Below are 22666 nucleotides of genomic sequence, written 5' to 3'. Positions count from 1 at the left end.
ATGAAAGCGGCAGCCGTGCGCCGTGACCCCGCGCCGTCGGCCGACGAAGCTCACGCCGACGGCGCGTCGCCTTATGCCACAATATCCGATCCTCTCCGATCGGGAATTGCCAACGTGACGCGCCGCCTGCTGATCCTCTTCGCGCTCGTCGCCGGGCTCGTGGCGGCGTGCGGGCTCACGTACAGCATCGCGTGGCAGCGCGGCATCGACAATTTGCGGCACAATGCCGCAGTGCGGGTCGATCGCACCGCCAGCGCGCTGAAAAGCACGCTCGAGCGCTACGAATCGCTGCCTTATCTGCTGGCCGAACATCCCATTGTGCAAGACGTGCTGGTCAATCCCAGCCCAGGCAACGTCGAACGCGCCAATCTCTATCTTGAAGACCTCAACCGTCATGCGCGGGCAACGGTCACCTACATCATTCCGCTCGACGGCTACTGCGTCGCCGCGAGCAATTGGCACGGGCCGGGCAGTTTCATCGGCGCTGGCTATCAATTCCGGCCGTATTTTCTCGATGCGGTGAAGGGCGGCGTGGGCCGCTTCTTCGGCATCGGCACGATTTCGCAGGCGCCGGGTTACTACATCTCGCAGCCGGTGCGGCGTGACGGCAAGATCGTCGGCGTGGCGGTCGTTAAACTCGATCTCGAATGGTTTCAGGGCGCGGATGCGTTCGAGCCTCTGGTTGTCACCGACGATCACGGTGTGATCTTTCTGTCGTCGATACCGGCGTGGAAATATCACACGATCCGGCCATTGTCGGGACAGGTCGCCGATTCGATCTATCAGGCGCGCCAGTATGCGCAGCAGCCGATCGCGCCGCTGCCAGTGACGATCGAGCGCACGCTCGAAGGCAATGCGCAGATCGTACGCATCGGCGGTGGCCGCTATGCGCCGCGCTATCTGGCGTCGCGGCGCGGCATGGGCGAGCCGGACTGGCATCTGATCACCATGTCGCCTGTCGATCCGGTCGACGCCGACGCGCGTAACGCAACCATCGTGACCGGTTTCGGTTACGTGTCGCTGGTATTGTTCGCGTTCTACTGGAGGATGCGCCGCGCCCGGGTGCGCGAAGTGATGCGCAGTCGTTCTCTGCTGCAAAAGGCATACGCGGAATTGAACCGGCGAGTGGCAGAGCGCACCGCGGATCTTTCGCAGGCGAACGAGCAGTTGCAGAAGGAAGTCGCCGAGCGTACGCGCGCGGAACAGGAACTGCGTGCGGCGCACGATGAACTGATCCAGGCCAGCAAGCTCGCCGCGCTGGGGCAGATGGCGGCGGGCATCACGCATGAATTGAATCAGCCGCTCGCTGCGTTGCGCGGCTTCTCCGACAACACGCGGGTGCTGCTCGAACGCGGCGACCAGGCCTCGGCGCGCGAAAATCTCGAAGCGATTGCGGCGCTCACGGAGCGCATGGGCAAGATCACCAATCAGTTGAAGCTGTTCGTCGGCCGCGCGCGGCCACGCAGCGCGCGTGCGCCGATCATGCGAGCGTTGTGCAACGTCATCGCGCTGTTGCAAAAGCGGCTGCAAGGCGTCGAAGTCGAGTTCGCTCTGCTCGATGCCGATGCCGATGCCGATGCCGATGCCGATGCCGATGCCGATGTCGATGCCGATGCCGGTGCCGATGTCGGCGCGCGTACGCCGTTGAATCTCGCTGACGATCATCCCGAGCTGATTGCTCATTGCGACGATCTGCGCCTCGAACAGGTGCTGATCAATCTGCTCGGCAACGCGCTCGACGCAACGGAGGGAATGACACCGCCCCGCATTTCGATCGACATCGAAGCCACTGAGTCGAGCGTGTCGTTCGTCGTGCGCGACAACGGCCCAGGCATTCCCGACGACGTGCTGCCGCGCCTGTTCGAACCGTTCTTCACGACGAAGGAAATGGGTCACGGGTTAGGGCTTGGCCTTGCGATTTCATCGTCGATTGCGCGCGACTGCGGCGGCACACTGGTGGCGCGCAATGCGCCGGACGGCGGTGCATTATTCGTGTTGACGCTGCGCCGCGCGCGCGTGCAGACGAGCCACACATCGGACCCGCTCACCACGGGTTCCTGAATCAGACGAGAACCCCATGCTGAACCACGGCTTGCAAGTGCTATATATCGAAGACGACGAACTGGTGCGGCGCGCCAGCGTGCAGAGTTTGCAACTAGCGGGCTTCGACGTGATCGGCCATGCCTCGGTGGAATCCGCGGCGAAGATGATCAGCGCGGATTTCTCCGGGGTGATCGTCAGCGATATTCGCTTGCCTGGTGCGAGCGGGCTCGAGTTGCTTGCGCAGTGCCACGAGCGCACGCCCGACGTGCCGGTGATCCTGGTTACCGGTCACGGCGATATTTCGATGGCCGTGCAGGCCATGCGTGACGGCGCGTATGACTTCATCGAAAAGCCGTTCGCATCCGAGCGTCTGATCGAAACCGTGCGACGTGCGCTGGAGCGCCGCAAACTGGTGCTGGAAAACCTCGCGCTGCGCCGTGAACTCGCCGGGCAGAACACGGTGGCGCCGCGCATCATCGGTCATAGTCCGGCGATCGAGCAGGTGCGGCGGCTGATCGCGAACATTGCGCCGACCGACGCGTCGGTGCTGATCAACGGCGACACCGGGGCAGGCAAGGAGTTGATCGCGCGCAGCCTGCATGAACTGTCGCCGCGGCGTGACAAACCGTTTATCGCGGTGAACTGCGGCGCGCTGCCGGAGCCGATGTTCGAGTCGGAGATGTTCGGCTACGAACCCGGCGCCTTCACTGGCGCGGCAAAACGGCGGATCGGCAAGCTCGAGCATGCTTCGGGCGGTACGCTGTTCCTCGACGAAATCGAGAGCATGCCGCTCGCGTTGCAGGTCAAGCTGCTGCGCGTGTTGCAGGACGGCGTGCTGGAACGACTTGGCTCGAATCAGCCGATTCGCGTGAATTGTCGCGTGGTGGCCGCCGCGAAGGGTGACATGGCCGAGCATGTTGCCGACGGCTCGTTCCGTCGCGATTTGCTATACCGGCTGAACGTCGTGACGATCGCGTTGCCGCCGTTGGGCGAGCGTCGCGAGGACATCGTGCCGTTGTTCGAACACTTCCTATTGGATGCAGCGGTGCGTTACCAACGCCCCGCGCCGATTCTCACGGACCGGCAGCGTGCGAGCCTGATGCAGCGTGAATGGCCGGGCAATGTGCGCGAACTGCGCAACGCCGCCGACCGCTTCGTGCTCGGCGTGGCCGAGGATCCGGTCATGTCCTTCGCCGACGACGGTGCCGCGACCCAGCCGTTGAAGGAGCGTGTCGAGCAGTTCGAGCGGGCGGTGATCGCGGAGGCGTTGGAGCAGGCCGGCGGCGTAGTCGCGGCCGCGGCAGACAAGCTGCAGCTTGGCAAGGCGACACTCTACGAGAAGATCAAGCGATATGGCCTTGCGGCCAAAGGGGAAGGGGAACGGTGAGGGTTTGAAGCGCCGGCGGCGAAGAGGTATGGCCCCGGCGCCGGCATGTTTGAATCAGAATCAGAGCGCTTTACTTCAGGCGTTACTTGGCAGTCAGCCCGCAATCAGGCCGCGTTCAGCGCCTTTTCCAACAACTGGTCGAGTTCCGCGAATTGCGGCTCGCCGACGTAGCGCTTCAGAATCCTGCCGTCCTTGTCGACCAGGAAGGTGGTCGGCGTCAACTGGACATTGCCGAACTGCTTGGCGGCCGAGCCGTCGTCCATCGCAACCTTGAACGGCAACTGGCGGGTTTGCGTGTAGTTGGCCACGTACATCGGTGCGTCGTAGTTCATCGCGACGGCGACGAATTCGAGCCCTTTGCCTTTGAAGCGGTTATAGGTCTGGACCATCTGCGGCATTTCTTTCATGCAGGTGTCACAACTGGTCGCCCAGAAGTTGATCAGGTAAACCTTGCCTTTCAGATCGGCGGTCGAGACTTTCTGACCCGACAGCAACGTGAAGGTCGCATCGGGTACGCGCTGCTGGCCGGCGAACGCGAAATAGCCGGCAATCGCAATCGCGACGGCCACGACGGCAACGATGACGTAGCGAATCGGATTCGTGCGCCGTGCGGCGGTAGACGGGGTGGAACTCATGAACGGAACCTCGAGAGTCGCGCAGAAGGCGCGGAACAGTGCTTCGGCTTGGGCTTTAAACCCGGTATTGCTTGGCGTCGCTATTGTAGCCCCATTCCAGTCGTGCGGCAGAGGCCGGCCCAGGAGGGGATAATGGGATTTTACGTTCCTGTCAGTCCGATCTTTTGCCCCATGCTCCGAACCGTTTTTCATTTCCTCGCCCGGATCTCGATAATCCCGTTTGAACATCCCGTTAGCCGAATCTCAAGTTTCTCCCAGACTGGCGGCCGCCTGGCCGGTGCCACATCCCGTTTGCAGCGAGTGCGTGCCGTATTCGGCACGATGGCTTGCGCGCTGGCGTTGAGCGGCGCATTGGCGGCGTGTTCGCCGACCTTCGACTGGCGCACCATCATGAATAACGACAACGGCTACACCGTCGACCTGCCGGCCAAGCCAGGCAACGATCAGCGCGCGGTCCAGATCGACGGCACGCCGATGCAAATGGCGATGCAGACAGCTGAAGCCGGCGATGCCGTGTTCGCGGTCGGCACCGTCATGCTGCCGAACGACGACGAAGCGACACAGCGCGCCGCCCTCGAATTCCTGCGTACAGGCCTCGCCCGCAATGTCAGCGCCCCGCCAGACGCGCACGCGGTGCAAATCCCGCTCGCCGCCGGCGGTCAGGTACTGGGTCTGGAAATGAAGCTGACCGGTGAGGCCGGTTCGCAGCACGAAACGCGAACCGTCTATGCGCGGCTGGTCGCACGTGGCCGGCATGTGTATCAGGCGGCGATCATCGCTTCAAGGCCGCTGCAGCAGGAGCAGATCGACCAGTTTTTTTCGTCGTTCCAACTGTATTGATAGCGGTAGTTTTGGCCGGTTCGGCGCGCTCGAGATCACGATTCACAGTGAAAGTTCCTTCGCAGGATCGCGCGCTAATTCCCGGTTTACGTTGAAGTTTTTCGGTTGCGCACGAGACCTGTGGATAACTCTGTTGAGAACTTCGCGTTTTTTGCGTCAGATGCCCATCCCGTGGGCATTCTGGCAGATTGAGCCTGGTCAGGGAAGTCGAAAAAATCCAATTAAATCAATGCCTTTGGGATGTGGTCTTCCGAGCGCCTTTCAGATGTTTCAAAATCTATCTGGAACGCGCGTATGTGCATAAGTCAAGTCTTGACAGTAGATTTTTCTCCTTATACCGACCCAAAAGCCCGGCGATATTGAACGGCTTCACCGATCTGCGCGGCGCTCGGCATGGCGGTGCCGGCGAGGTCGGCGATGGTCCGCGCTACCTTCAGAACCCGGTAGTAAGCACGCGCCGACCAGCCGAAGCGCTCGCCGGCCTGGCGCAGCAAAGCTTCACCGGCTGCGTCGGGACGGCAGACCTCGTCCACTTCCCGTCCGCCCAGTTCCCGATTGGTTTTGCCCTGCCTCGCCAGTTGCCGCTGGCGAGCGGCATTCACCCGCTGGGCGATCGTCGCGCTGGTTTCACCGGCGACGGTGGAGCGAGCCGACAACTCGGCCGGCGTGAGCGCCGGAATTTCGATCTGGATGTCGATCCGGTCGAGTAGCGGCCCGGACAGCTTGCGCAGATAGCGCGCGGCGATCTCCGGCGTGCAGCGGCAACGACCGTTGGGATCGCCGCGCCATCCGCATGGACACGGGTTCATCGCGGCGATCAGCTGACAGGCTGCCGGAAAATCCGCTTGTAAGGCGGCGCGCGAGATAGTGATGCGACCGGCCTCGAGGGGTTCGCGCAGGGTTTCCAGCACATGGCGGTCGAATTCATCAAGCTCGTCGAGAAACAGCACGCCCAGATGCGCCAGGGTAATCTCGCCGGGTTGCGGCGGATTGCGCCCGCCGACCAGCGCCGGTGCGCTCGACGAATGATGGGGCGCGCGAAACGGCCGTTGCCGCCATTGCGAGGGCGTAAAGCCGGTCCGGCTGGCGGACAGCAATGCTGCCGAACTGAGCGCTTCGTCGTCGGTCATGGGCGGGAGCAGCCCTGGCAGGCGAGCGGCGAGCATCGATTTGCCCGCGCCAGGCGGCCCGACCAGCAAGACGTGGTGTCCGCCGGCCGCGGCGACTTCGAGTGCGCGGCGTGCGCCGCGCTGGCCGATCACGTCGGTCATGTCAGGAATCGTGGCGCTTGCGGTCTCGCTGATGTCGGGTGCCGCGACCGGATAGAGCCGGGCATCGGGCGCGCCGGCCAGGTGCGCGCATAGTGATGGCAGGTCGGTGGCGCCGTAGACATCGACACCAGGCACGAGCGCCGCCTCGGCCGCACTTGCCGCAGGCAGGTAGAGCTGCGGCGTGTATTGAGCGGACATCCCGGATGTCGCCGATTCACCCGAAGTAATGCGAGTCGGTGCACCGGCAAATGTAGAGCCGCCGCCGAGGCCGCCGTGAGGCACGCCGCTGCGAGCCGTCCCGCAGGCCATCGCGAAAGCTCCGCGCATTGGTCGCAGCGCACCGGTCAATGACAGTTCGCCGGCGAACTCACGATGCAGGAGCGACTCGGCCGGAATTTGTCCGCTCGCCGCCAGAATCCCTAAGGCGATCGGCAGATCGAAGCGGCCGGATTCCTTCGGCAAATCGGCCGGAGCGAGATTGACGGTGATGCGCCGCACGGGGAAATCGAAGCTGCAGTTTTGCAGCGCCGCGCGCACGCGCTCGCGGCTTTCGCGCACTTCCAGATCTGGAAGGCCGACGATCGAAAAAGAGGGTAATCCGTTCGCGAGGTGAACCTCGACGGTTACTTCGGGCGCGCGGCCAGAGGCCGGCGCGCGACTGCGCACCACGGCAAGCGACATGTTTTCTCCCGTCGGACGGCGCGCCGAGGGCGCGCGCGAGTCCCCTAAAACGCTGATGACGTCACGGCTCGCTTGCCAGTGATGTGCAGCACTACGCAGCTAAAGCGCTGCGAGCAAGGCCTTAGGACGTTTGCGTCGTGACCGGCAGCTTCTGCTCGAGCTCGGCGACGCGGCGCTCCAGCTCTTCGAGCCGCGCGCGGGTGCGCACCAGCACCTGGGTCTGCGTATCGAATTCCTCACGCGTGACCAGGTCGAGCTTGGAAAAGCCCTGCGACAGCATGGCCTTCACGTTTCGTTCGACATCTTTGGCCGGCGAGTTCTTGAACAGCTCGCTCATGCGAGCCTGAAAATCGTTAAAGACATCGTTCGGTTGTTTCATGGTGTTCCCTTTGGTGCACAAAAAATGTGCATGTTTCGTTGCGTCTGTGCTTTGTCACGTCGAATGGGCCGTCTTGGTGCATGGCCGGTTGACTGCCGCTGCCGCATGAGCCCGTTTGGTGCGCGCTCAAACGTCAAAAGCCTTCAAACACTCTAGCAACGATCCATGCGCCGCGCCAGCGTGCCCCGCCAACCTTGGCCATTCAGCCAGGGCCGCTTGCGCCCCTTTTGCAGCGTGCAGCGAGGCGAAGTCTGACACAACATGGCACGCGAGTTGCTGTTACTGCCCCGCGCGCACTGCCGGGTGCTTTTTACCGGTAGCGGAACGAGACCACGCGAACGGGTTACAGGGTACGCAAACAGGGTTACGCAACGGGTTACGCAACTTAGCGAGGGATTTCATGAAACTCATTACCGCAATCATCAAGCCGTTCAAGCTCGATGAGGCGCGCGAAGCCTTGTCGGCCATCGGCGTCTCAGGCATCACGGTGACGGAAGTCAAAGGTTTCGGCCGCCAGAAGGGCCACACGGAACTGTATCGGGGCGCTGAATACGTCGTCGATTTCCTGCCGAAGGTGAAGATCGAGGCAGCGGTCTCGGACGACATCGTCGACCAGGCGATCGAGGCGCTCGAGCGCGCGGCACGCACCGGCAAGATCGGCGACGGCAAGATTTTTGTCACCCCGATCGAGCAAGTGATTCGGATTCGCACCGGGGAGACCGGCGCGGACGCTCTGTAAAACCAAAAGATAGCGACACAGATAGCGATAAGAGGAAACGAAAGATGCGCAAATTATTGATGTCCTTGCTGATGGCCGGTTCGCTGCTCGCGGGCGGTATCGGCGCCGCCCTCGCGGACGACGCTTCCGCCCCCGCAGCCGCCTCGGCAGCGGCTTCCGATACGACGGCGAGTGCGCCGGCGCCTGACGCCTCGGCAGCGCCTGCTGCCGCCGCGGCTTCGGCACCGGCTGCTGACGCGTCCGCCGCACCGGCTGCCAGCGCCGCAGCAGCCGCGCCGGCAGCATCGGACGCCGCGCCCGCCGCGCCGACCGCGCCGTTCTCGGTCGATTCGTCGAAGATCAATTCGGGCGACACCGCCTGGATGCTGACCTCCACCGCGCTCGTGCTGTTCATGACGATCCCGGGTCTGGCACTGTTCTACGGCGGCATGGTCCGCAAGAAGAGCGTGCTCGCGATCCTGATGCAAAGCTTCGCGATTACCTGCCTTGTGTCGATCATCTGGGTCGTGGTGGGCTACAGCCTCGCCTTCACGCCAGGTAACTCGTTCATCGGCGGCTTCTCGCGCTTCTTCATGGCGGGCATGAACTACATCAAGGGCGACAAGGCCACGACGCTGACCGTCAGCCACCTCGCGCCGACGATCCCGGAAACGGTCTACGTCGTCTATCAGATGACGTTCGCGATCATCACCCCGGCACTGATCACGGGCGCGTTTGCCGATCGCATGAAGTTCTCGGCGATGCTGGTGTTCATGACGCTGTGGTCGATCATCGTCTACTCGCCGATCGCACACATGGTCTGGGAACCGACCGGCTGGCTGGCTAGCGCGGGCATCCTCGACTTCGCGGGCGGCACGGTGGTGCACATCAACGCCGGTATCGCGGCGCTGGTTTGCGCGCTGGTGCTCGGCAAACGTGTCGGCTACGGCAAGGAAGCGATGGCGCCGCACAACCTGACGCTCACGCTGATCGGTGGCGCCATGCTGTGGGTAGGCTGGTTCGGCTTCAACGCGGGTTCGGCAGTGGCGGCAGACGGCCGTGCCGGTTTCGCCATGTTCGCAACGCAAGTGGCAACCGCGGCAGCAGCACTCGCATGGATGTTCGCGGAATGGGCAACCAAGGGTAAGCCGTCGGTACTCGGTATCGTGTCGGGTGCCGTGGCAGGTCTGGTGGCGATTACGCCGGCTTCGGGCTTCGTCGGTATGACGGGCTCGCTGGTGATCGGCATCGCGGCAGGCGTGATCTGCTTCTGGTCGGCAACGTGGCTCAAGCACAAGCTCGGTTACGACGATTCGCTCGACGCGTTCGGCGTGCACTGCATCGGCGGTATCGTAGGCGCGCTCCTGACCGGTGTATTCGCGGTCAAGGACATCGGCGGCGCGGACGGCAGCGTCATTCTGCAAGCCAAGGGCGTGCTGACGACGCTGGTCTACAGCGGCGTGGTGAGCTACATCCTGCTGAAGGGCATCGACATGGTGATGGGCATCCGCGTGACGGAAGAACAGGAACGCGAAGGCCTGGACGTGAGCCTGCACGGCGAACACGTCGAATAAGGACTTTTTGTAGGCAAAGTCGAGCTCCAAGGCTTGACGGATCTGAATCAAGCGCAGCGATTTTGGCCCGCCTTTATGGCGGGCTTTTTTCTTGCTGGCTATCTTGTTAACAGTAGTTTTTCCTGCCTATCATGGCGATAGCGAGAATGCATTCGCATCGGCTTGCGAATGGAGAAACCGTCCCCAAATGGACAAAGCATTTGCACTACAATCTTTTTTCTCCAGTCTGCGAGTGATCAATGGTTCCGCACCTAGTTACGGCGTTAAACGGCCCGCTGCTCGATCTCGAGCGGAAGATCCTCGACGCTACGCCTGCCATCGAACGCTGGTTCCGGCTCGAATGGCAGGAGCACACGCCGCCGTTCTACTGTTCTGTCGATCTGCGTAACGCGGGTTTCAAGCTCGCGCCGGTCGACACCAATCTGTTTCCAGGCGCATTCAACAACCTGCCGCAAGAAGTATTGCCGCTCGCTGTGCAAGCCGCGATGGCGTCGATCGAGAAGATCTGCCCGGACGCGAAGAATCTGCTGGTGATTCCGGAGCGCCATACGCGCAATGCGTTTTATCTCGAGAATGTCGCCCGTCTGGCCGCGATCATGCGCCAGGCGGGCTTGAACGTGCGTTTCGGCACGCTCGACGAAAGCATCGTCGGGCCGGTCACGATCGCTCTGTCCGATGGGCAGAAGCTGGTGCTCGAACCGCTCGAGCGTTCGCCGCGGCGCCTCGGCCTGAAGAATTTCGACCCGTGTTCGATTCTGCTGAACAATGACCTGTCGGGTGGCATTCCGCCCATACTGGAAAATCTGCACGAGCAGTATCTGCTGCCGCCGCTGCATGCCGGCTGGGCCGTTCGCCGCAAATCGACGCACTTCTCCTGTTATGACGACGTGGCAAAGAAGTTCGCGAAGATGGTCGAGATCGATCCGTGGATGATCAATCCGTACTTCGCACACGTCGAAGGGGTCGATTTCCAGGAGCGCACCGGTGAAGAGGCGCTAACGGACGCGATCGACGGCGTGCTGAAGAAGATCGCCAAGAAGTATCGCGAGTACGGCATCTCCGAGAAACCGTATGTTGTCATCAAGTCTGATGCGGGCACGTATGGCATGGGCGTGATGACCGTGCACGACGCGTCGGAAGTGGCCGCGCTGACCAAGCGCGAACGCGCCAAGATGGCTGCTACCAAAGACGGCCTCGAAGTGCACGACGTGATCGTGCAGGAAGGCGTGTACACCTTCGAGCGGATCGGCGAGGAAGTTGCTGAACCCGTGGTGTACATGATCGACCGTTACGTGGTGGGCGGCTTTTACCGCGTGCACGGCAGCCGCGAGCGCGATCAGAATCTCAACGCGCCCGGCATGCACTTCGTGCCGCTCGGTTTCGAGCATACGGCGCTGCCTGATGCGCACGCCAAGCCCGGCGCGGCGGTGCCGAACCGCTTCTATATGTACGGCGTGGTGGCGCGGCTCGGCTTGCTGGCCGCATCGGTCGAGCTGGAAAAGACCGATCCGGAAGCGATTCAGGTTTAAGCCTCGCGAGGTGGTCGATGGCGGCATGCGTGCCGCCATCGCCATTTTCAGCGACTATATTTACGATCAATGCCAAGCCCTAAGGGCGCACCGGAATCCCCATGGACATTCTTTTCATCGCCGATCCGCTTACGCAGTTCAAGATCTACAAAGATTCGACCTACGCGATGATGGCCGACGCCGCGCGTCGCGGTCACACGCTTTACACGTGCGAGCCGAAGCATCTGGCGTGGACGGGCGGCGATGTCGAGGCGAACGTGCAGCGCTTTACGATCATCGGTGACGTGACGGATCTGCATCGCGACACCTGGTACGCGGCTGAAGCGGCCGCGCCGAAATCGCTGAAGCACTTCAGCGCGGTGGTGATGCGTAAAGACCCGCCGTTCGACATGGAATATGTGACGTCGACGTGGCTGCTGGAAATGGCCGAGCGCGGCGGCGCGCGCATCTTCAACAAGCCACAGGCCATTCGCGATCATTCGGAAAAGCTGGCAATTGGCGAGTTCGCGCAGTTCGTCACGCCGACGCTGGTGACGCGCGACGCTACCCGTCTGCGCGCCTTCCACGAAGAACACGGCGACGTGATTCTGAAGCCGCTCGACGGCATGGGTGGCATGGGCGTATTTCGCGTGAAGGCCGACGGCATGAACCTCGGCTCGATCATCGAGATGTTGAGCCACGACGGCGCGCGCTCGGTCATGGCGCAAAAATTCATCCCCGAGATCAAGGACGGCGACAAGCGCATTCTGCTGATCGGCGGCGAACCGGTGCCGTTTTCGCTCGCGCGGATTCCTCAGGGCAATGAAGTGCGCGGCAATCTGGCGGCCGGCGGCCTCGGCGTGGCGCGCCCGCTCACCGAGCATGATCGCAAGATCGCCGACACACTCGCGCCGGTGCTCGCTGCGCGCGGCCTGCTGCTGGTCGGACTGGACGCGATCGGCGACTGGCTCACCGAGGTGAACGTGACAAGCCCGACGTGCTTCCGCGAGATCATGGACCAGACCGGCTTCGACGTCGCCGCGATGTTTATCGATGCACTGGAGCGCGCGGCAGCGTGAGGCGCAGCCCTTGAATGGCCGCCATGGCCCCCAAACTATGTAGTAAATCCGCATCAAGCGAAACACCGGCTTTGGCGCGAAAATGGGCCTGATACAATGCCCGCTCTCCCGCGCCAAGCCGAATCGATGGCGTCTGTAGGACGCTACAGGCATGGATTGCGGACTGTAAGCGAGCAGTTTTCCGCTGGCGCCGCTGCGATATCCGGCACCGCGGGCCGCTCGTCAAATGATGTGTTCCGGTCCTCACGACCCACGGCCGGTCGAGGGCGCTTGCGAATCGGGCTTCGTCCCGGTTCACGGTTCGGGGCCGTTCTTTTGCAGTAAGGCTGACATGGCAGGCATTCTGATCATTGCGCACGCTCCGTTCGCCACCGCGTTGCGCGATTGTATTTCGCACATTTACGGTGGCTTGCCGGCTCGTATCGGCGTGATCGACGTATCGCCGGATTGCGATCCCGCACAGCAGGTCGCGTTCGCGCATTCGGAAATCGAGCGGCTCAAGGAAGAAAACGGCGCGCTCGTGCTCACTGACATGTTCGGCGCCACGCCGGCGAATATCGCCGGGCGGCTCGCTTCGTTGCCGAACGTCCGCGTACTGTGCGGCGTCAATCTGCCGATGCTGGTGCGCGCGGTCTGTTATCGCGCTACGCCGCTCGACACGCTGGTCGACAAAGCGCTTGCTGGAGCCACCAAGGGCGTGCATGCAATCGGGCCTGCCACGCCGGCGCCGGTTGCGCCGCCCGCGGGGTCCAGTGACTGTTTGCCGGCCTTGCCGCCCGAGGCCGCTTCCAGCGACTGTTTGCCCGCGTTGCCGGCCGAGGCCGACCTGACTCAGAAGGCCGGTTCGAGCGGGTTGTAAGCGGATCGCACAGCTTTAAACAATTGCGATCGGGTTGCATGCAACCCGTTTGCCACTGGTTTGCAGTTTCACCTTTCACCTTTCACCACAACACTTACCCGCGCTTCGGACCATCACATGCTGCAACAGGAAACGACTATTGTGAACAAGCTGGGGCTGCACGCGCGCGCGTCGGCCAAGTTGACGCAACTCGCGGGCAACTACCAGGCGGAAATCTGGATGAGCCGTAATGGCCGCCGTATCAATGCCAAAAGCATCATGGGTGTGATGATGCTGGCCGCGGGTATAGGCAGCACGGTGCTGATCGAAACGGAAGGCGCCGACGAAAAAGACGCGATGGACGCATTGTTGAAACTGATTGCCGATAAATTCGGCGAAGGTCAGTAAAGTCACGCGTTCCCCTTGCCTGGAGCAAAATGCCGCGGCTGTCCGCGGCATTTTTTTTAGCGCATGACAATCGGCGCATGAGCGTCTCTCCGGGTGCACGATCCGGTAGCTCACGCGACGCGTGAAGGTGAAGGATTCGCGTTGCCGGAATGCAAGCTCGACGAAGGCGGATTGTTGTGGCCGCTTACGATATTTCGTGCTGCGGTGCACACAGCCCTGGCGTACTTGTAAAGGGCGCGGAATTTATAATGACGAAGAGAGTCTGAGAGCATTGCAGCGGTTTGCCGCGGCATCACACAACTAGAGGAGGTGCGCGTGTCCTTCACGCTGCATGGAATTCCCGTGTCACGCGGTATCGCCATCGGGCGGGCTTACCTGATCGCCCCGGCTGCACTTGACGTAGACCACTATCTGATCGAACCCGCCCAGATCGAGGGCGAGGTCGAGCGTTTTCGCACGGCCCAGCAACTGGTGCATCAGGAGCTCGACGCGTTGCGCGCCGATCTCGCGGCAGACGCGCCCAGCGAAATGGGCGCGTTCATCAACGTTCATTCAATGATCCTGAACGATGCAATGCTCGTGCAGGAAACCATCGACCTGATCCGCACGCGCCGCTACAACGTCGAGTGGGCGCTAACCGAACAACTTGAGCGCCTGTCGCGCCATTTCGACGATATTGAAGACGAATACCTGCGCGAGCGTAAAGCCGACATCGAGCAGGTCGTGGAGCGTGTGCTGAAGGCGCTCGCCGGGGCATCGGTGGCGCTGGTGGATGGTGTGCACGGTACCTGCGAAGAGATGATCGTGGTCGCGCACGACATCGCGCCGGCCGACATGATGCAGTTCAAAACGCAAACGTTTCAGGGTTTCGTCACCGACCTCGGCGGCCGTACTTCGCATACGGCGATCGTCGCGCGCAGTCTCGGCATTCCGGCCGCGGTCGGCGTGCAGCATGCGAGCCAGCTGATCCGCCAGGATGACCTGATCATTGTCGACGGCGATCATGGCATTGTGATCGTCGATCCCGCACCGATTGTGCTGGAGGAGTATTCATACCGCCAAAGCGAAAAGGCGTTGGAGCAGCGCAAGCTGCAGCGGCTCAAGTTTTCGCCAACTCAGACGCTTTGCGGCACGCGCATCGAACTCTGCGCGAACATCGAATTGCCGGAAGACGCGCGCGCCGCGGTCGATTCGGGCGCAACCGGTGTGGGCCTGTTCCGCACCGAGTTCCTGTTCATGAATCACAAACACCATTTGCCGGAAGAGGAGGAGCAGTTTGCCGCCTATCGTCGCGCGGTCGAATTGATGAACGGCTTGCCGGTGACGATCCGTACGATCGACGTCGGCGCCGACAAGCCGCTCGATTCGATGGGCGGGGGCGACGGCTATGAAACCGCCGCGAACCCCGCCTTGGGGCTGAGAGCGATTCGCTGGAGCCTCTCGGAGCCGCAGATGTTCCTGACGCAACTGCGCGCTATTCTTCGCGCGTCGGCGTTCGGTACGGTGAAGATTCTGATTCCGATGCTCGCGCACGCGCAGGAGATCGATCAGACGCTCGATCTGATTCGCGAAGCCAAGCGTCAGCTGGACGATGCCGGCATCGCCTACGACCCGAACGTGCAGGTCGGCGCGATGATCGAGATTCCTGCCGCCGCGATTGCGCTGCCGCTGTTTCTCAAGCGGCTGGATTTCCTGTCGATCGGCACCAACGATCTGATCCAGTACACGCTGGCAATCGATCGCGCGGATAACGCGGTCGCGCATCTGTACGACCCGCTGCATCCTGCGGTGCTGCACCTGATCGCCTTCACGCTGCGCGAGGCGAAGCGGGCGGGTGTGCCGGTGTCGGTATGTGGCGAGATGGCGGGCGATCCGGCGTTGACGCGTCTATTGCTCGGCATGGGCCTCACCGAGTTTTCGATGCATCCGAGCCAGTTGCTGGTGGTCAAGCAGGAGGTTCTGCGCTCGCATCTGAAGACGCTCGAAAAGCCGGTGGCCGACGTGCTGGCGTCGTTCGAACCGGAGGAAGTACAGGCGGCGCTCAAGCGCGTGGCGCAGGCCTGAAACCGAAAGTCGGGATTGGGTTCAAATGAAAAACGCCGCACACATGTGCGGCGTTTTTCGTTCAACGTTTTGCCTGGGCATCAGGCCTGATGCCGCTGCCCGCATACCGGGCAATCCGGCTGGCGCGCAATGCGCATCGTGTTCCATTCCATTCGCAGCGAATCGAGCATCGTGAGGCGTCCCATCAGCGGCGTGCCGATTTCGCCAATCACTTTCAGCGCTTCAGCAGCTTGCATCGAACCGATGATGCCAACCGTGGGGGCGAACACGCCCATGGTCGAGCACGCGACTTCCTCGAACGGTTGATCTTCCGGGAACACGCACGCATAGCAAGGCGACGCTGCGTCGCGAAAATCGAAGGTGCTGATCTGGCCGTCGAAGCGCAGTGCGGCGCCCGACACCAGCGGCACGCCATGTTTCACGCATGCCCGATTGATCGCATGGCGCGTGGCAAAGTTATCCGTGCAATCGAGCACGACGGTGGCGTGCGGCACTTCGCGATCGAGCCACGCATCGTCGACGCGTTCAGCAACCGCGTTCACCACCACCTCGGGATTGATCTGGGCGATTGCGTCGCGCCCGGACTCCACTTTCTTGCGCCCGACCGACGCGCTCACGTGCAGAATCTGCCGCTGCAAATTGGTCAGGTCGACCGTATCGGCATCGACCAGCGTCAAGCGGCCGACGCCTGCCGCCGCCAGATACATCGCTGCAGGCGAACCTAGCCCGCCCGCGCCGACGATGATCGCGTGCGCGTCGATAAAGCGCTGCTGCGCCTCGATGCCGATTTCGTCGACGAGGATGTGGCGGGAATAGCGGAGGAGTTGATCGTCATTCATGGCGGGGCGCGTGGAGTGTCGCGCAATGAGATGCAGGACCGGTGGCCTGCCGTGCGCGGTTTCGTTATTTTAATCGCGCGGGGAGCGAGTGTTCGTGCTGGTGCTGGGTATTACAGCGTCTACCGCAACGTGTCTTCGCAGCATGTCTGGCTGCGAAGACACATCAGGTTTGTGGCTTAGTTGCTTTGCGAAGCAGGCGCCGAGGCCGGAACCGGACCCGATGCGCCCGGTACCGGTTGCGTCGGCTTCACTGCGACCGGCGCGGACGCCGATGTTGCCGGCTTGTTCTGCGCCAGACGGCGCTCGGTCAGCGACTTCGATTCCTGCACCGGCTTGCCTTCCAGCTTGTTCAGCGCCTGTTGCAGCATGAAGTCGTCGGGCGAACCGAACTCGACCGGCTTGCGCTCACGATCCTTCTGACGCTGTTCCGGCGTCTTCTTGTCGTTCTGCTCTTCAAGCTGGCGCAGTTGGTCCATGCGCTCCTGTTCGCGCTGGTCCGCTTCCTTCTTCTCGTTCGGGTCTTGCGTGTTCGCAAGGTGGTTCGAGTAGTCGACTTCGCGGGTAACCAGTGCGTCGTCCGGATCGCCTTCTGCGTATTGATCGACCGCGATGTCAGGACGAATGCCCTTGTTCTGGATCGAACGGCCGCTCGGCGTGTAGTAGTACGCCGTGGTCAGACGCAGGGCCGTGTCGGCTGTCATCGGGCGGACGGTTTGCACCGAGCCCTTGCCGAAGGTGGTCTTGCCGACGATCAGCGCACGATGCTGATCCTGCAGCGCGCCCGCGACGATTTCCGAAGCCGACGCCGAGTAGGCGTTGGTCAGCACGATCATCGGCACAGTCTTGAAGATCGGCGCTTCGTCCTTCAGCGGATCGCTGTCGAAGGATTGCAGGCGGTAGTTGTCGTACGTATCGCGATAGACCTGCTTCGAATCCGGAATCTGGCCGTTGGTCGACACCACCACCGAATTCGCCGGCAGGAACGCGCCGGCGACACCGACCGCGCTTTGCAGCAAACCGCCGCCGTTATTGCGCAGGTCGAGCACGAGGCCCTTCAGGTTCGGCTGTTGACGCGCGATGTCTTGCAGCTTGGCGGCCAGATCAGGCGTGGTGCGTTCCTGGAAGCTGGTGACGCGGATATACGCATAGCCTGGCGCCAGGATCTTCATCTTGACCGACTGGACCTTGATGATCGCGCGCGTCACCGTGAGCGGGAACGTGCGGTCGTCGGTCTTGCGGAAGATGGTCAGCGTGACCTTGGTGCCCGGATCGCCACGCATCTGCTTGACGGCCTGGTCGAGCGTCATGCCGCGCACAGGTTTGTCGTTGATGCGGGTGATCAGGTCGCCCGGACGGATGCCGGCGCGGAATGCTGGCGTGTCTTCAATCGGCGAGATCACCTTGATCAGGCCGTCTTCGGACGAAATTTCGATGCCGAGACCCGCGAAGCGACCCTTGGTCTGCTCCTGCAGTTCTTCGTAATCGGTTTTGTCGAGATACGACGAGTGCGGGTCGAGACTCGACACCATGCCCTTGATCGCGGCGGTGAGGAGTTTCTTATCGTCGACCGGTTCGACGTACTCATGCTTGATTTGCCCGAAGACTTCGGCAAAGAGCCTGAGCTGGTCCAGCGGCAACGGCGCGACGGCGCTCGAGGCGGCGCTAGCGGGTTGCTGGGCCGAGGCAGAGAGTTGCAGGGTGGCAAATACGCCGGTAGCAAGGCCCGCGGCAATCAGGCCGATATTTTTCAGGTTCTTTCGCATAGAGTCTGTTGCGGTCGGAAGCGCGTGGCAGCGTCGATAGAGATGGGGACGGACAAGTATAACTGCACACCCGCCCTGTCAGGGCGCAGCACAGGCAATCGTGATTCGACAGCACGCACCGGGCCTGGTTCGTGAGATCGGCGCTGCGGTGGTGAAGTAATGTGCGGTAACAGCAGGATGGCGCTCAGATGGCGGCCAGATGGCGCGCCCGGGGATGCGGGCCGCGCCGGCCGGTATGTCTTGCCGGTCGGCGAGGCCCGTTTGCCGCCACCCTGCTGCGTTTTTGCCGCAGGGCTGCGGCGCAAGGACGGGCTTAGCCCGCCTTGCCTTGCTTGGCCACAGCGGCTTGCGCCTTGGCAATCGCGTCCTGGTCGCCCAGATAGTAGTGCTTGATCGGCTTCAGGTTTTCGTCGAGTTCATAGACGAGCGGGACGCCATTCGGGATATTCAGGCCGACGATGTCGTCGTCCGAAATATTGTCGAGGTACTTCACCATGGCGCGGATCGAGTTGCCGTGCGCGGCGATCACGACCTTGCGGCCCGACTTGATGGCCGGCGCAATCGACTCGTTCCACAACGGCAGAACGCGCGCGACGGTATCCTTCAGGCACTCGGTGAGCGGCAATTGTTCGCGCGGCACCTTGGCGTAGCGCGGATCGTTGTAGGGCGCGCGTTCGTCCGACGGATCGAGCGCCGGCGGCGGCGTGTCGTAGCTGCGGCGCCAGACCAGCACCTGTTCGTCGCCGAACCTGGCGGCGGTTTCTGCCTTGTTCAGACCCGACAGGGCGCCGTAGTGGCGTTCGTTCAGACGCCAGGAGTGCACCACCGGCAGATACATCAGGTCCATCTGATCCTGCACGTGCCACAAGGTGCGGATCGCGCGCTTGAGCACCGACGTGTAGGCGATGTCGAACGTGTAGCCCGATTCCTTCAACAGCACGCCCGCTTGCTGCGCTTCACGATTGCCCTGCTCGGTCAGGTCGACGTCGACCCAGCCCGTGAAGCGGTTTTCCTTGTTCCACGTCGATTCGCCGTGGCGGATGAGAACGAGTTTGTACATGAGATTGCCGGTCGGTAGTAAGGAAGCGGTAAAGCGTTGCGAGGGTCCTCTAGAGGAGCGTCGCCATCGCGTCAGACGGTTATTTTATAATGGGTGGATTGCCCTTTTCGATTTCTCTCTTTTTCGGCGGATTTTCCGTGAAGTTTTTCACTGATTACACAAACCTTGTACTGATCGCAATCGTCCTCATCTCCGGTGGGTTGCTGCTGTGGCCGACGATCAGCCGGCGTGGCCGCGGGGGCCTGTCGGCCGCCGAGGCGACCCAACTGATCAACCGGCGCAATGCGGCGGTCATCGATCTGCGTCCGTCCGCCGACTTTGCCAAGGGCCATCTGCCCGCGGCGCGGCACCTTGAATTTCCAGAGTTGCAGGCGAAAGTCGCGCAACTCGTGAAGAACAAGAACAACCCGGTGCTGCTGGTATGCCAGACCGGCCTGCAGTCGAACAAGGCTGCGCGTATCGTGCAAGATGCCGGATACGCGGAAGTCCATGTTCTTGAAGGCGGTGTCGACGCCTGGCAGAAAGCCGGCATGCCGGTTGTGAAACAAGGAGCAGCCAAGTGAACAAAGTCATCATGTACAGCACCCAGGTGTGCCCGTATTGCCAGATGGCCGAACGTCTTTTAAAGTCGCGCGGCGTCGAGCACGTTGAAAAGGTACTGATCGACAAAGACCCGGCCCGTCGTGAAGAAATGATGACCCGGACCGGTCGCCGCACGGTGCCGCAAGTGTTCATCGGCGAGACGCATGTCGGCGGGTACGATGACCTGTCCGCGCTCGATCGCGCGGGCGGTTTGATGCCTCTGCTCGAAGCTGCCTGAACGAAGTTGCCTTACTTATGCGCCGGCCGGCGCGTGAGTGGGGCGCGTGAAATACAAGCCGGCGTTTCGTCTCTTTCAGGGTGGGGCGATACGCCGCAACGATCTGGCGGCCCGTGAAGCCATGGGCCGCCGCCATGCATACCTATCAGGGAATCACTCAATCATGTCCGACGAGAATAACCAGCCGTTCTTCAACATCCAGCGCATCTACCTGAAGGACATGTCGCTTGAGCAACCGAATTCGCCGGGCATCTTCCTCGAGCAGGAAATGCCGTCGGTCGAAGTCGAAGTCGACGTGAAGGCCGAGCGCCTCGCCGATACCGTGTTCGAAATCCTCGTCACGGGCACGGTCACGGCCAAGGTGTCGGACAAGGTTGCGTTCCTGATCGAAGCCAAGCAAGCCGGCATTTTCGACATCCGCAACATTCCGGCTGAACAGATCGATCCGCTGGTCGGCATTGCCTGCCCGACGATCCTGTTCCCGTACCTGCGTTCGAACATTGCCGACGCGATCACGCGCGCAGGCTTCCCGCCGATCCACCTCGCCGAGATCAACTTCCAGGCGCTGTACGAGCAACGTCTCGCGCAAATGGGCGGCCAGGAAGGCGCGGCGCAAAACGGCGTCACGCATTAACGCGTCCGTTCGGTGCCGGCTATGAAGGTTGCTGTCCTTGGCGCCGGTGCATGGGGCACAGCCCTCGCCGGCCATCTGGCCGCGCGGCACGACACGGTGCTGTGGGCGCGTGAACCCGCGCTCATTGCCGATCTCTCCGCGTCGCACGAAAACGCCCGCTATCTGGCGGGCGTTGCTTTGCCGCCGTCCCTTCGCCATGAAGCCGATCTGAACTCAGCGCTCGACCATGCGCTCGCCGACAACGCGTTATGCGTCGTGGCGACGCCTGTCGCCGGTCTGCGGGGTCTGTTCCGGGCGATGCACGACGCGGGCAAAGTGCCGGCGCATGTGGTGTGGTTGTGCAAAGGTTTCGAAGCCGACTCGCAGTTGTTGCCACATCAGGTGGTCGCAGCTGAACTGCCGGGGCATGGCAGTAACGGCGTGCTGTCGGGTCCGAGTTTCGCTCGTGAAGTCGGGCACGGCTTGCCGGTCGCGTTGACGATCGCGAGTACGTCGCTGACATGCCGTGAGCGTACGGTTGGCGCGTTCCATCATGGCGCCATGCGCATCTATACCGGCGACGATATCGTCGGCGTGGAAGTGGGTGGCGCGGTGAAGAATGTGCTGGCGATTGCCACGGGTATCGCCGACGGCCTCGGCCTTGGTCTCAATGCACGCGCGGCGTTGATTACGCGTGGTCTGGCTGAAATGTCGCGCCTCGGCGTGACGCTTGGCGGCCGGGCAGAGACGTTCACCGGTTTGACCGGCCTCGGCGATCTGATCCTGACCGCCACGGGCGATCTGTCGCGCAATCGTACAGTCGGTGTACAACTCGCCGCGGGCCGTACGCTCGACGATATTCTCGGCGGCCTCGGTCACGTGGCCGAAGGCGTGCGTTGTGCGCAAGCCGTACTGGCGATTGCTCGCGCGCATACGATCGAGATGCCGATTACGCAGGCAGTCTGCGCCGTGCTGTTCGACGGTGTGGCGCCCCGCGACGCCGTCAATGCCTTGCTGCGACGCGATTCGAAAGCAGAATAAGTCTTGTCTTTCAGTCGTTTAGCGCGAAAAGCGCTGAACGGCTGCCCGCTATCGCTGTCCACGTTTTATCGACGCTTCGGACCAGCGAGGTTCCCATGCCCAGTTTCAACAATTGCACGCTAGAGGCGCGCGTGGTCGACATCACGACCCTCGCCGTGGATGCGATCGTCAATGCCGCGAATACTTCGTTGCTGGGCGGGGGCGGCGTGGATGGCGCGATTCACCGCGCGGCCGGCAAGGAACTGGTGCGTGAGTGCGAGGCGCTCGGCGGCTGCGCGACCGGCGACGCGAAAATTACCCGCGGCTACCAGTTGCCGGCCAAACATGTGATCCATGCGGTCGGCCCGGTGTGGCGGGGTGGCGCGCATGGCGAGGCCGACCTTCTCGCCTCCTGCTATCAGCGCTCGCTCGAGGTGGCGCGTCAGGCGGATTGCACGAGCATTGCGTTTCCCGCGATTAGTTGCGGGATTTACCATTTCCCCGCTGACGAGGCCGTGCAGATTGCCGTCGGCACCGTGCTCGAAACCCTGCCGCGTACGCCGAAAATCGAGCGCGTGGTGTTCGCCTGTTTCGACGACGCCATGCTCGCGCGCTACGAAGCCGAACTGGAACGCCGTCAGGCTCCGCCGTCGAAACCGGTCTGACGCCACGCTTCGAACACGACCACAGCGACAGTATTCGAGAGATTCAGGCTGCGGTTGCCCGGCCGCATCGGCAGACGCACGCGTTGTTCGTTGGCGAATTGATCGAGCACCGTGTCCGACAGGCCGCGCGTTTCGGCGCCGAATACAAACCAGTCGCCGGATTGAAACGCATGCTCGTGAAACCGACCCGAGCCGCGGGTGGTGAACGCGAACATTCTCGTCGGATCGGGCGTTTCCTTGGCGACGAACGCTGCCCAATCGGCGTGCACGTTCATCTGCGCGTACTCGTGATAGTCGAGTCCGGCGCGGCGCAATTTGGCGTCGTCGAGCGGAAAGCCGAGCGGCTCGATCAGATGCAGTCGCGCGCCGGTGTTGGCACACAGGCGGATGACGTTGCCGGTGTTCGGCGGGATTTCCGGTTCGACGAGAACGACATTGAACATGATGGCTTCAGGTGGAGA

Annotated in this window: 22 protein-coding genes; 15 read left to right on the top strand and 7 right to left on the bottom strand. The window is 62.3% G+C overall.

The window, feature by feature from the left end; translation table 11 throughout:
• Together PQQ52_RS18650 and PQQ52_RS18645 are read left to right on the top strand one after the other, a co-directional pair.
• Entirely contained in the window at window positions 1–2061 is a 2061-nt protein-coding gene (locus PQQ52_RS18650; RefSeq protein WP_408214199.1) for a sensor histidine kinase, read from the top strand.
• A gap of 19 nt (window positions 2062–2080) precedes the next feature.
• Window positions 2081–3430: a sigma-54-dependent transcriptional regulator gene (locus PQQ52_RS18645; protein WP_408214411.1), complete on the top strand. Its 1350-nt coding sequence runs from the start codon at window positions 2081–2083 to the stop codon at window positions 3428–3430.
• Window positions 3431–3534: 104 nt separating this feature from the next.
• On the opposite strand, the gene PQQ52_RS18640 is transcribed toward PQQ52_RS18645, so the two are convergent.
• The gene (locus PQQ52_RS18640) at window positions 3535–4065 is read right to left on the bottom strand and encodes a TlpA disulfide reductase family protein (RefSeq protein ID WP_408214196.1); all 531 of its coding nucleotides are present in this window, start codon (window positions 4063–4065) and stop codon (window positions 3535–3537) included.
• A gap of 321 nt (window positions 4066–4386) precedes the next feature.
• On the opposite strand from PQQ52_RS18640, the gene PQQ52_RS18635 reads away from it, so the two are divergent.
• Entirely contained in the window at window positions 4387–4905 is a 519-nt protein-coding gene (locus tag PQQ52_RS18635) for a hypothetical protein (RefSeq protein WP_408214408.1), read from the top strand.
• Window positions 4906–5237: 332 nt separating this feature from the next.
• Here the strand turns inward: PQQ52_RS18635 and PQQ52_RS18630 are convergent, their stop codons facing one another.
• Window positions 5238–6857: a YifB family Mg chelatase-like AAA ATPase gene (locus tag PQQ52_RS18630; RefSeq protein WP_408214193.1), complete on the bottom strand. Its 1620-nt coding sequence runs from the start codon at window positions 6855–6857 to the stop codon at window positions 5238–5240.
• A 121-nt stretch (window positions 6858–6978) separates the two neighbouring features.
• Window positions 6979–7236, bottom strand: a complete 258-nt coding sequence (locus tag PQQ52_RS18625) for an accessory factor UbiK family protein (protein ID WP_074285568.1) — start codon at window positions 7234–7236, stop codon at window positions 6979–6981.
• Window positions 7237–7636: 400 nt separating this feature from the next.
• Between PQQ52_RS18625 and PQQ52_RS18620 the strand changes: the two genes are divergently transcribed.
• The 7 genes from PQQ52_RS18620 (at window position 7637) to ptsP (ending at window position 15425) form a co-directional block, all read left to right on the top strand.
• Entirely contained in the window at window positions 7637–7975 is a 339-nt protein-coding gene (locus tag PQQ52_RS18620) for a P-II family nitrogen regulator (RefSeq protein WP_006048089.1), read from the top strand.
• A 44-nt stretch (window positions 7976–8019) separates the two neighbouring features.
• A complete protein-coding gene (locus PQQ52_RS18615; RefSeq protein ID WP_408214190.1) occupies window positions 8020–9528 on the top strand; it encodes an ammonium transporter in 1509 nt (502 codons plus the stop codon).
• 239 nt (window positions 9529–9767) lie between these two features.
• Window positions 9768–11057 carry a glutamate--cysteine ligase gene (gene gshA, locus PQQ52_RS18610; RefSeq protein WP_325043265.1) on the top strand — a complete coding sequence of 430 codons (1290 nt, stop codon included), beginning with the start codon at window positions 9768–9770 and terminating at the stop codon, window positions 11055–11057.
• Between the two features lie 101 nt (window positions 11058–11158).
• A complete protein-coding gene (gene gshB / locus PQQ52_RS18605) occupies window positions 11159–12115 on the top strand; it encodes a glutathione synthase (protein WP_408214187.1) in 957 nt (318 codons plus the stop codon).
• A 331-nt stretch (window positions 12116–12446) separates the two neighbouring features.
• Window positions 12447–12974 (top strand): PTS sugar transporter subunit IIA, encoded by a 528-nt coding sequence (locus tag PQQ52_RS18600; protein WP_408214184.1) that lies wholly within the window; start codon window positions 12447–12449, stop codon window positions 12972–12974.
• 117 nt (window positions 12975–13091) lie between these two features.
• Window positions 13092–13361 carry an HPr family phosphocarrier protein gene (locus PQQ52_RS18595; RefSeq protein ID WP_085482323.1) on the top strand — a complete coding sequence of 90 codons (270 nt, stop codon included), beginning with the start codon at window positions 13092–13094 and terminating at the stop codon, window positions 13359–13361.
• A 315-nt stretch (window positions 13362–13676) separates the two neighbouring features.
• Window positions 13677–15425, top strand: coding sequence for a phosphoenolpyruvate--protein phosphotransferase (ptsP, locus tag PQQ52_RS18590; RefSeq protein WP_408214182.1), 1749 nt, complete (start codon window positions 13677–13679; stop codon window positions 15423–15425).
• An 80-nt stretch (window positions 15426–15505) separates the two neighbouring features.
• Here the strand turns inward: ptsP and PQQ52_RS18585 are convergent, their stop codons facing one another.
• The 3 genes from PQQ52_RS18585 to gpmA form a co-directional block, all read right to left on the bottom strand.
• A complete protein-coding gene (locus PQQ52_RS18585) occupies window positions 15506–16264 on the bottom strand; it encodes a HesA/MoeB/ThiF family protein (RefSeq protein WP_408214179.1) in 759 nt (252 codons plus the stop codon).
• 176 nt (window positions 16265–16440) lie between these two features.
• Complete coding sequence (locus PQQ52_RS18580) at window positions 16441–18027, bottom strand: S41 family peptidase (protein WP_408214177.1); 1587 nt, start codon at window positions 18025–18027, stop codon at window positions 16441–16443.
• Window positions 18028–18340: 313 nt separating this feature from the next.
• A complete protein-coding gene (gene gpmA / locus PQQ52_RS18575) occupies window positions 18341–19087 on the bottom strand; it encodes a 2,3-diphosphoglycerate-dependent phosphoglycerate mutase (RefSeq protein WP_408214174.1) in 747 nt (248 codons plus the stop codon).
• A 137-nt stretch (window positions 19088–19224) separates the two neighbouring features.
• Between gpmA and PQQ52_RS18570 the strand changes: the two genes are divergently transcribed.
• From PQQ52_RS18570 to PQQ52_RS18550, 5 genes are all read left to right on the top strand, one after another.
• Window positions 19225–19650 (top strand): rhodanese-like domain-containing protein, encoded by a 426-nt coding sequence (locus tag PQQ52_RS18570; protein WP_408214171.1) that lies wholly within the window; start codon window positions 19225–19227, stop codon window positions 19648–19650.
• A complete protein-coding gene (gene grxC, locus PQQ52_RS18565) occupies window positions 19647–19907 on the top strand; it encodes a glutaredoxin 3 (protein WP_028199035.1) in 261 nt (86 codons plus the stop codon). Before PQQ52_RS18570 ends, grxC begins: the two co-directional genes overlap by 4 nt.
• A 163-nt stretch (window positions 19908–20070) precedes the next feature.
• On the top strand, window positions 20071–20541 hold the full coding sequence (gene secB, locus PQQ52_RS18560; protein WP_054035743.1) for a protein-export chaperone SecB: 471 nt from the start codon (window positions 20071–20073) through the stop codon (window positions 20539–20541).
• Window positions 20542–20562: 21 nt separating this feature from the next.
• Window positions 20563–21561, top strand: a complete 999-nt coding sequence (locus tag PQQ52_RS18555) for an NAD(P)H-dependent glycerol-3-phosphate dehydrogenase (RefSeq protein WP_408214168.1) — start codon at window positions 20563–20565, stop codon at window positions 21559–21561.
• A 95-nt stretch (window positions 21562–21656) separates the two neighbouring features.
• On the top strand, window positions 21657–22205 hold the full coding sequence (locus PQQ52_RS18550) for an O-acetyl-ADP-ribose deacetylase (protein ID WP_408214166.1): 549 nt from the start codon (window positions 21657–21659) through the stop codon (window positions 22203–22205).
• Here the strand turns inward: PQQ52_RS18550 and trmL are convergent.
• A complete protein-coding gene (gene trmL / locus PQQ52_RS18545) occupies window positions 22178–22648 on the bottom strand; it encodes a tRNA (uridine(34)/cytosine(34)/5-carboxymethylaminomethyluridine(34)-2'-O)-methyltransferase TrmL (protein ID WP_408214164.1) in 471 nt (156 codons plus the stop codon). The two genes, PQQ52_RS18550 and trmL, sit on opposite strands and share 28 nt — an antisense overlap.
• Window positions 22649–22666: the final 18 nt, after the last annotated feature.

Origin of the sequence: Paraburkholderia sediminicola, from assembly GCF_046030555.1 — a bacterium.
GTDB lineage: Bacteria > Pseudomonadota > Gammaproteobacteria > Burkholderiales > Burkholderiaceae > Paraburkholderia > Paraburkholderia sediminicola_E.
Note: the sequence above shows the minus strand (reverse complement) of the source record. Positions and strands in the feature narration are given on the sequence as shown.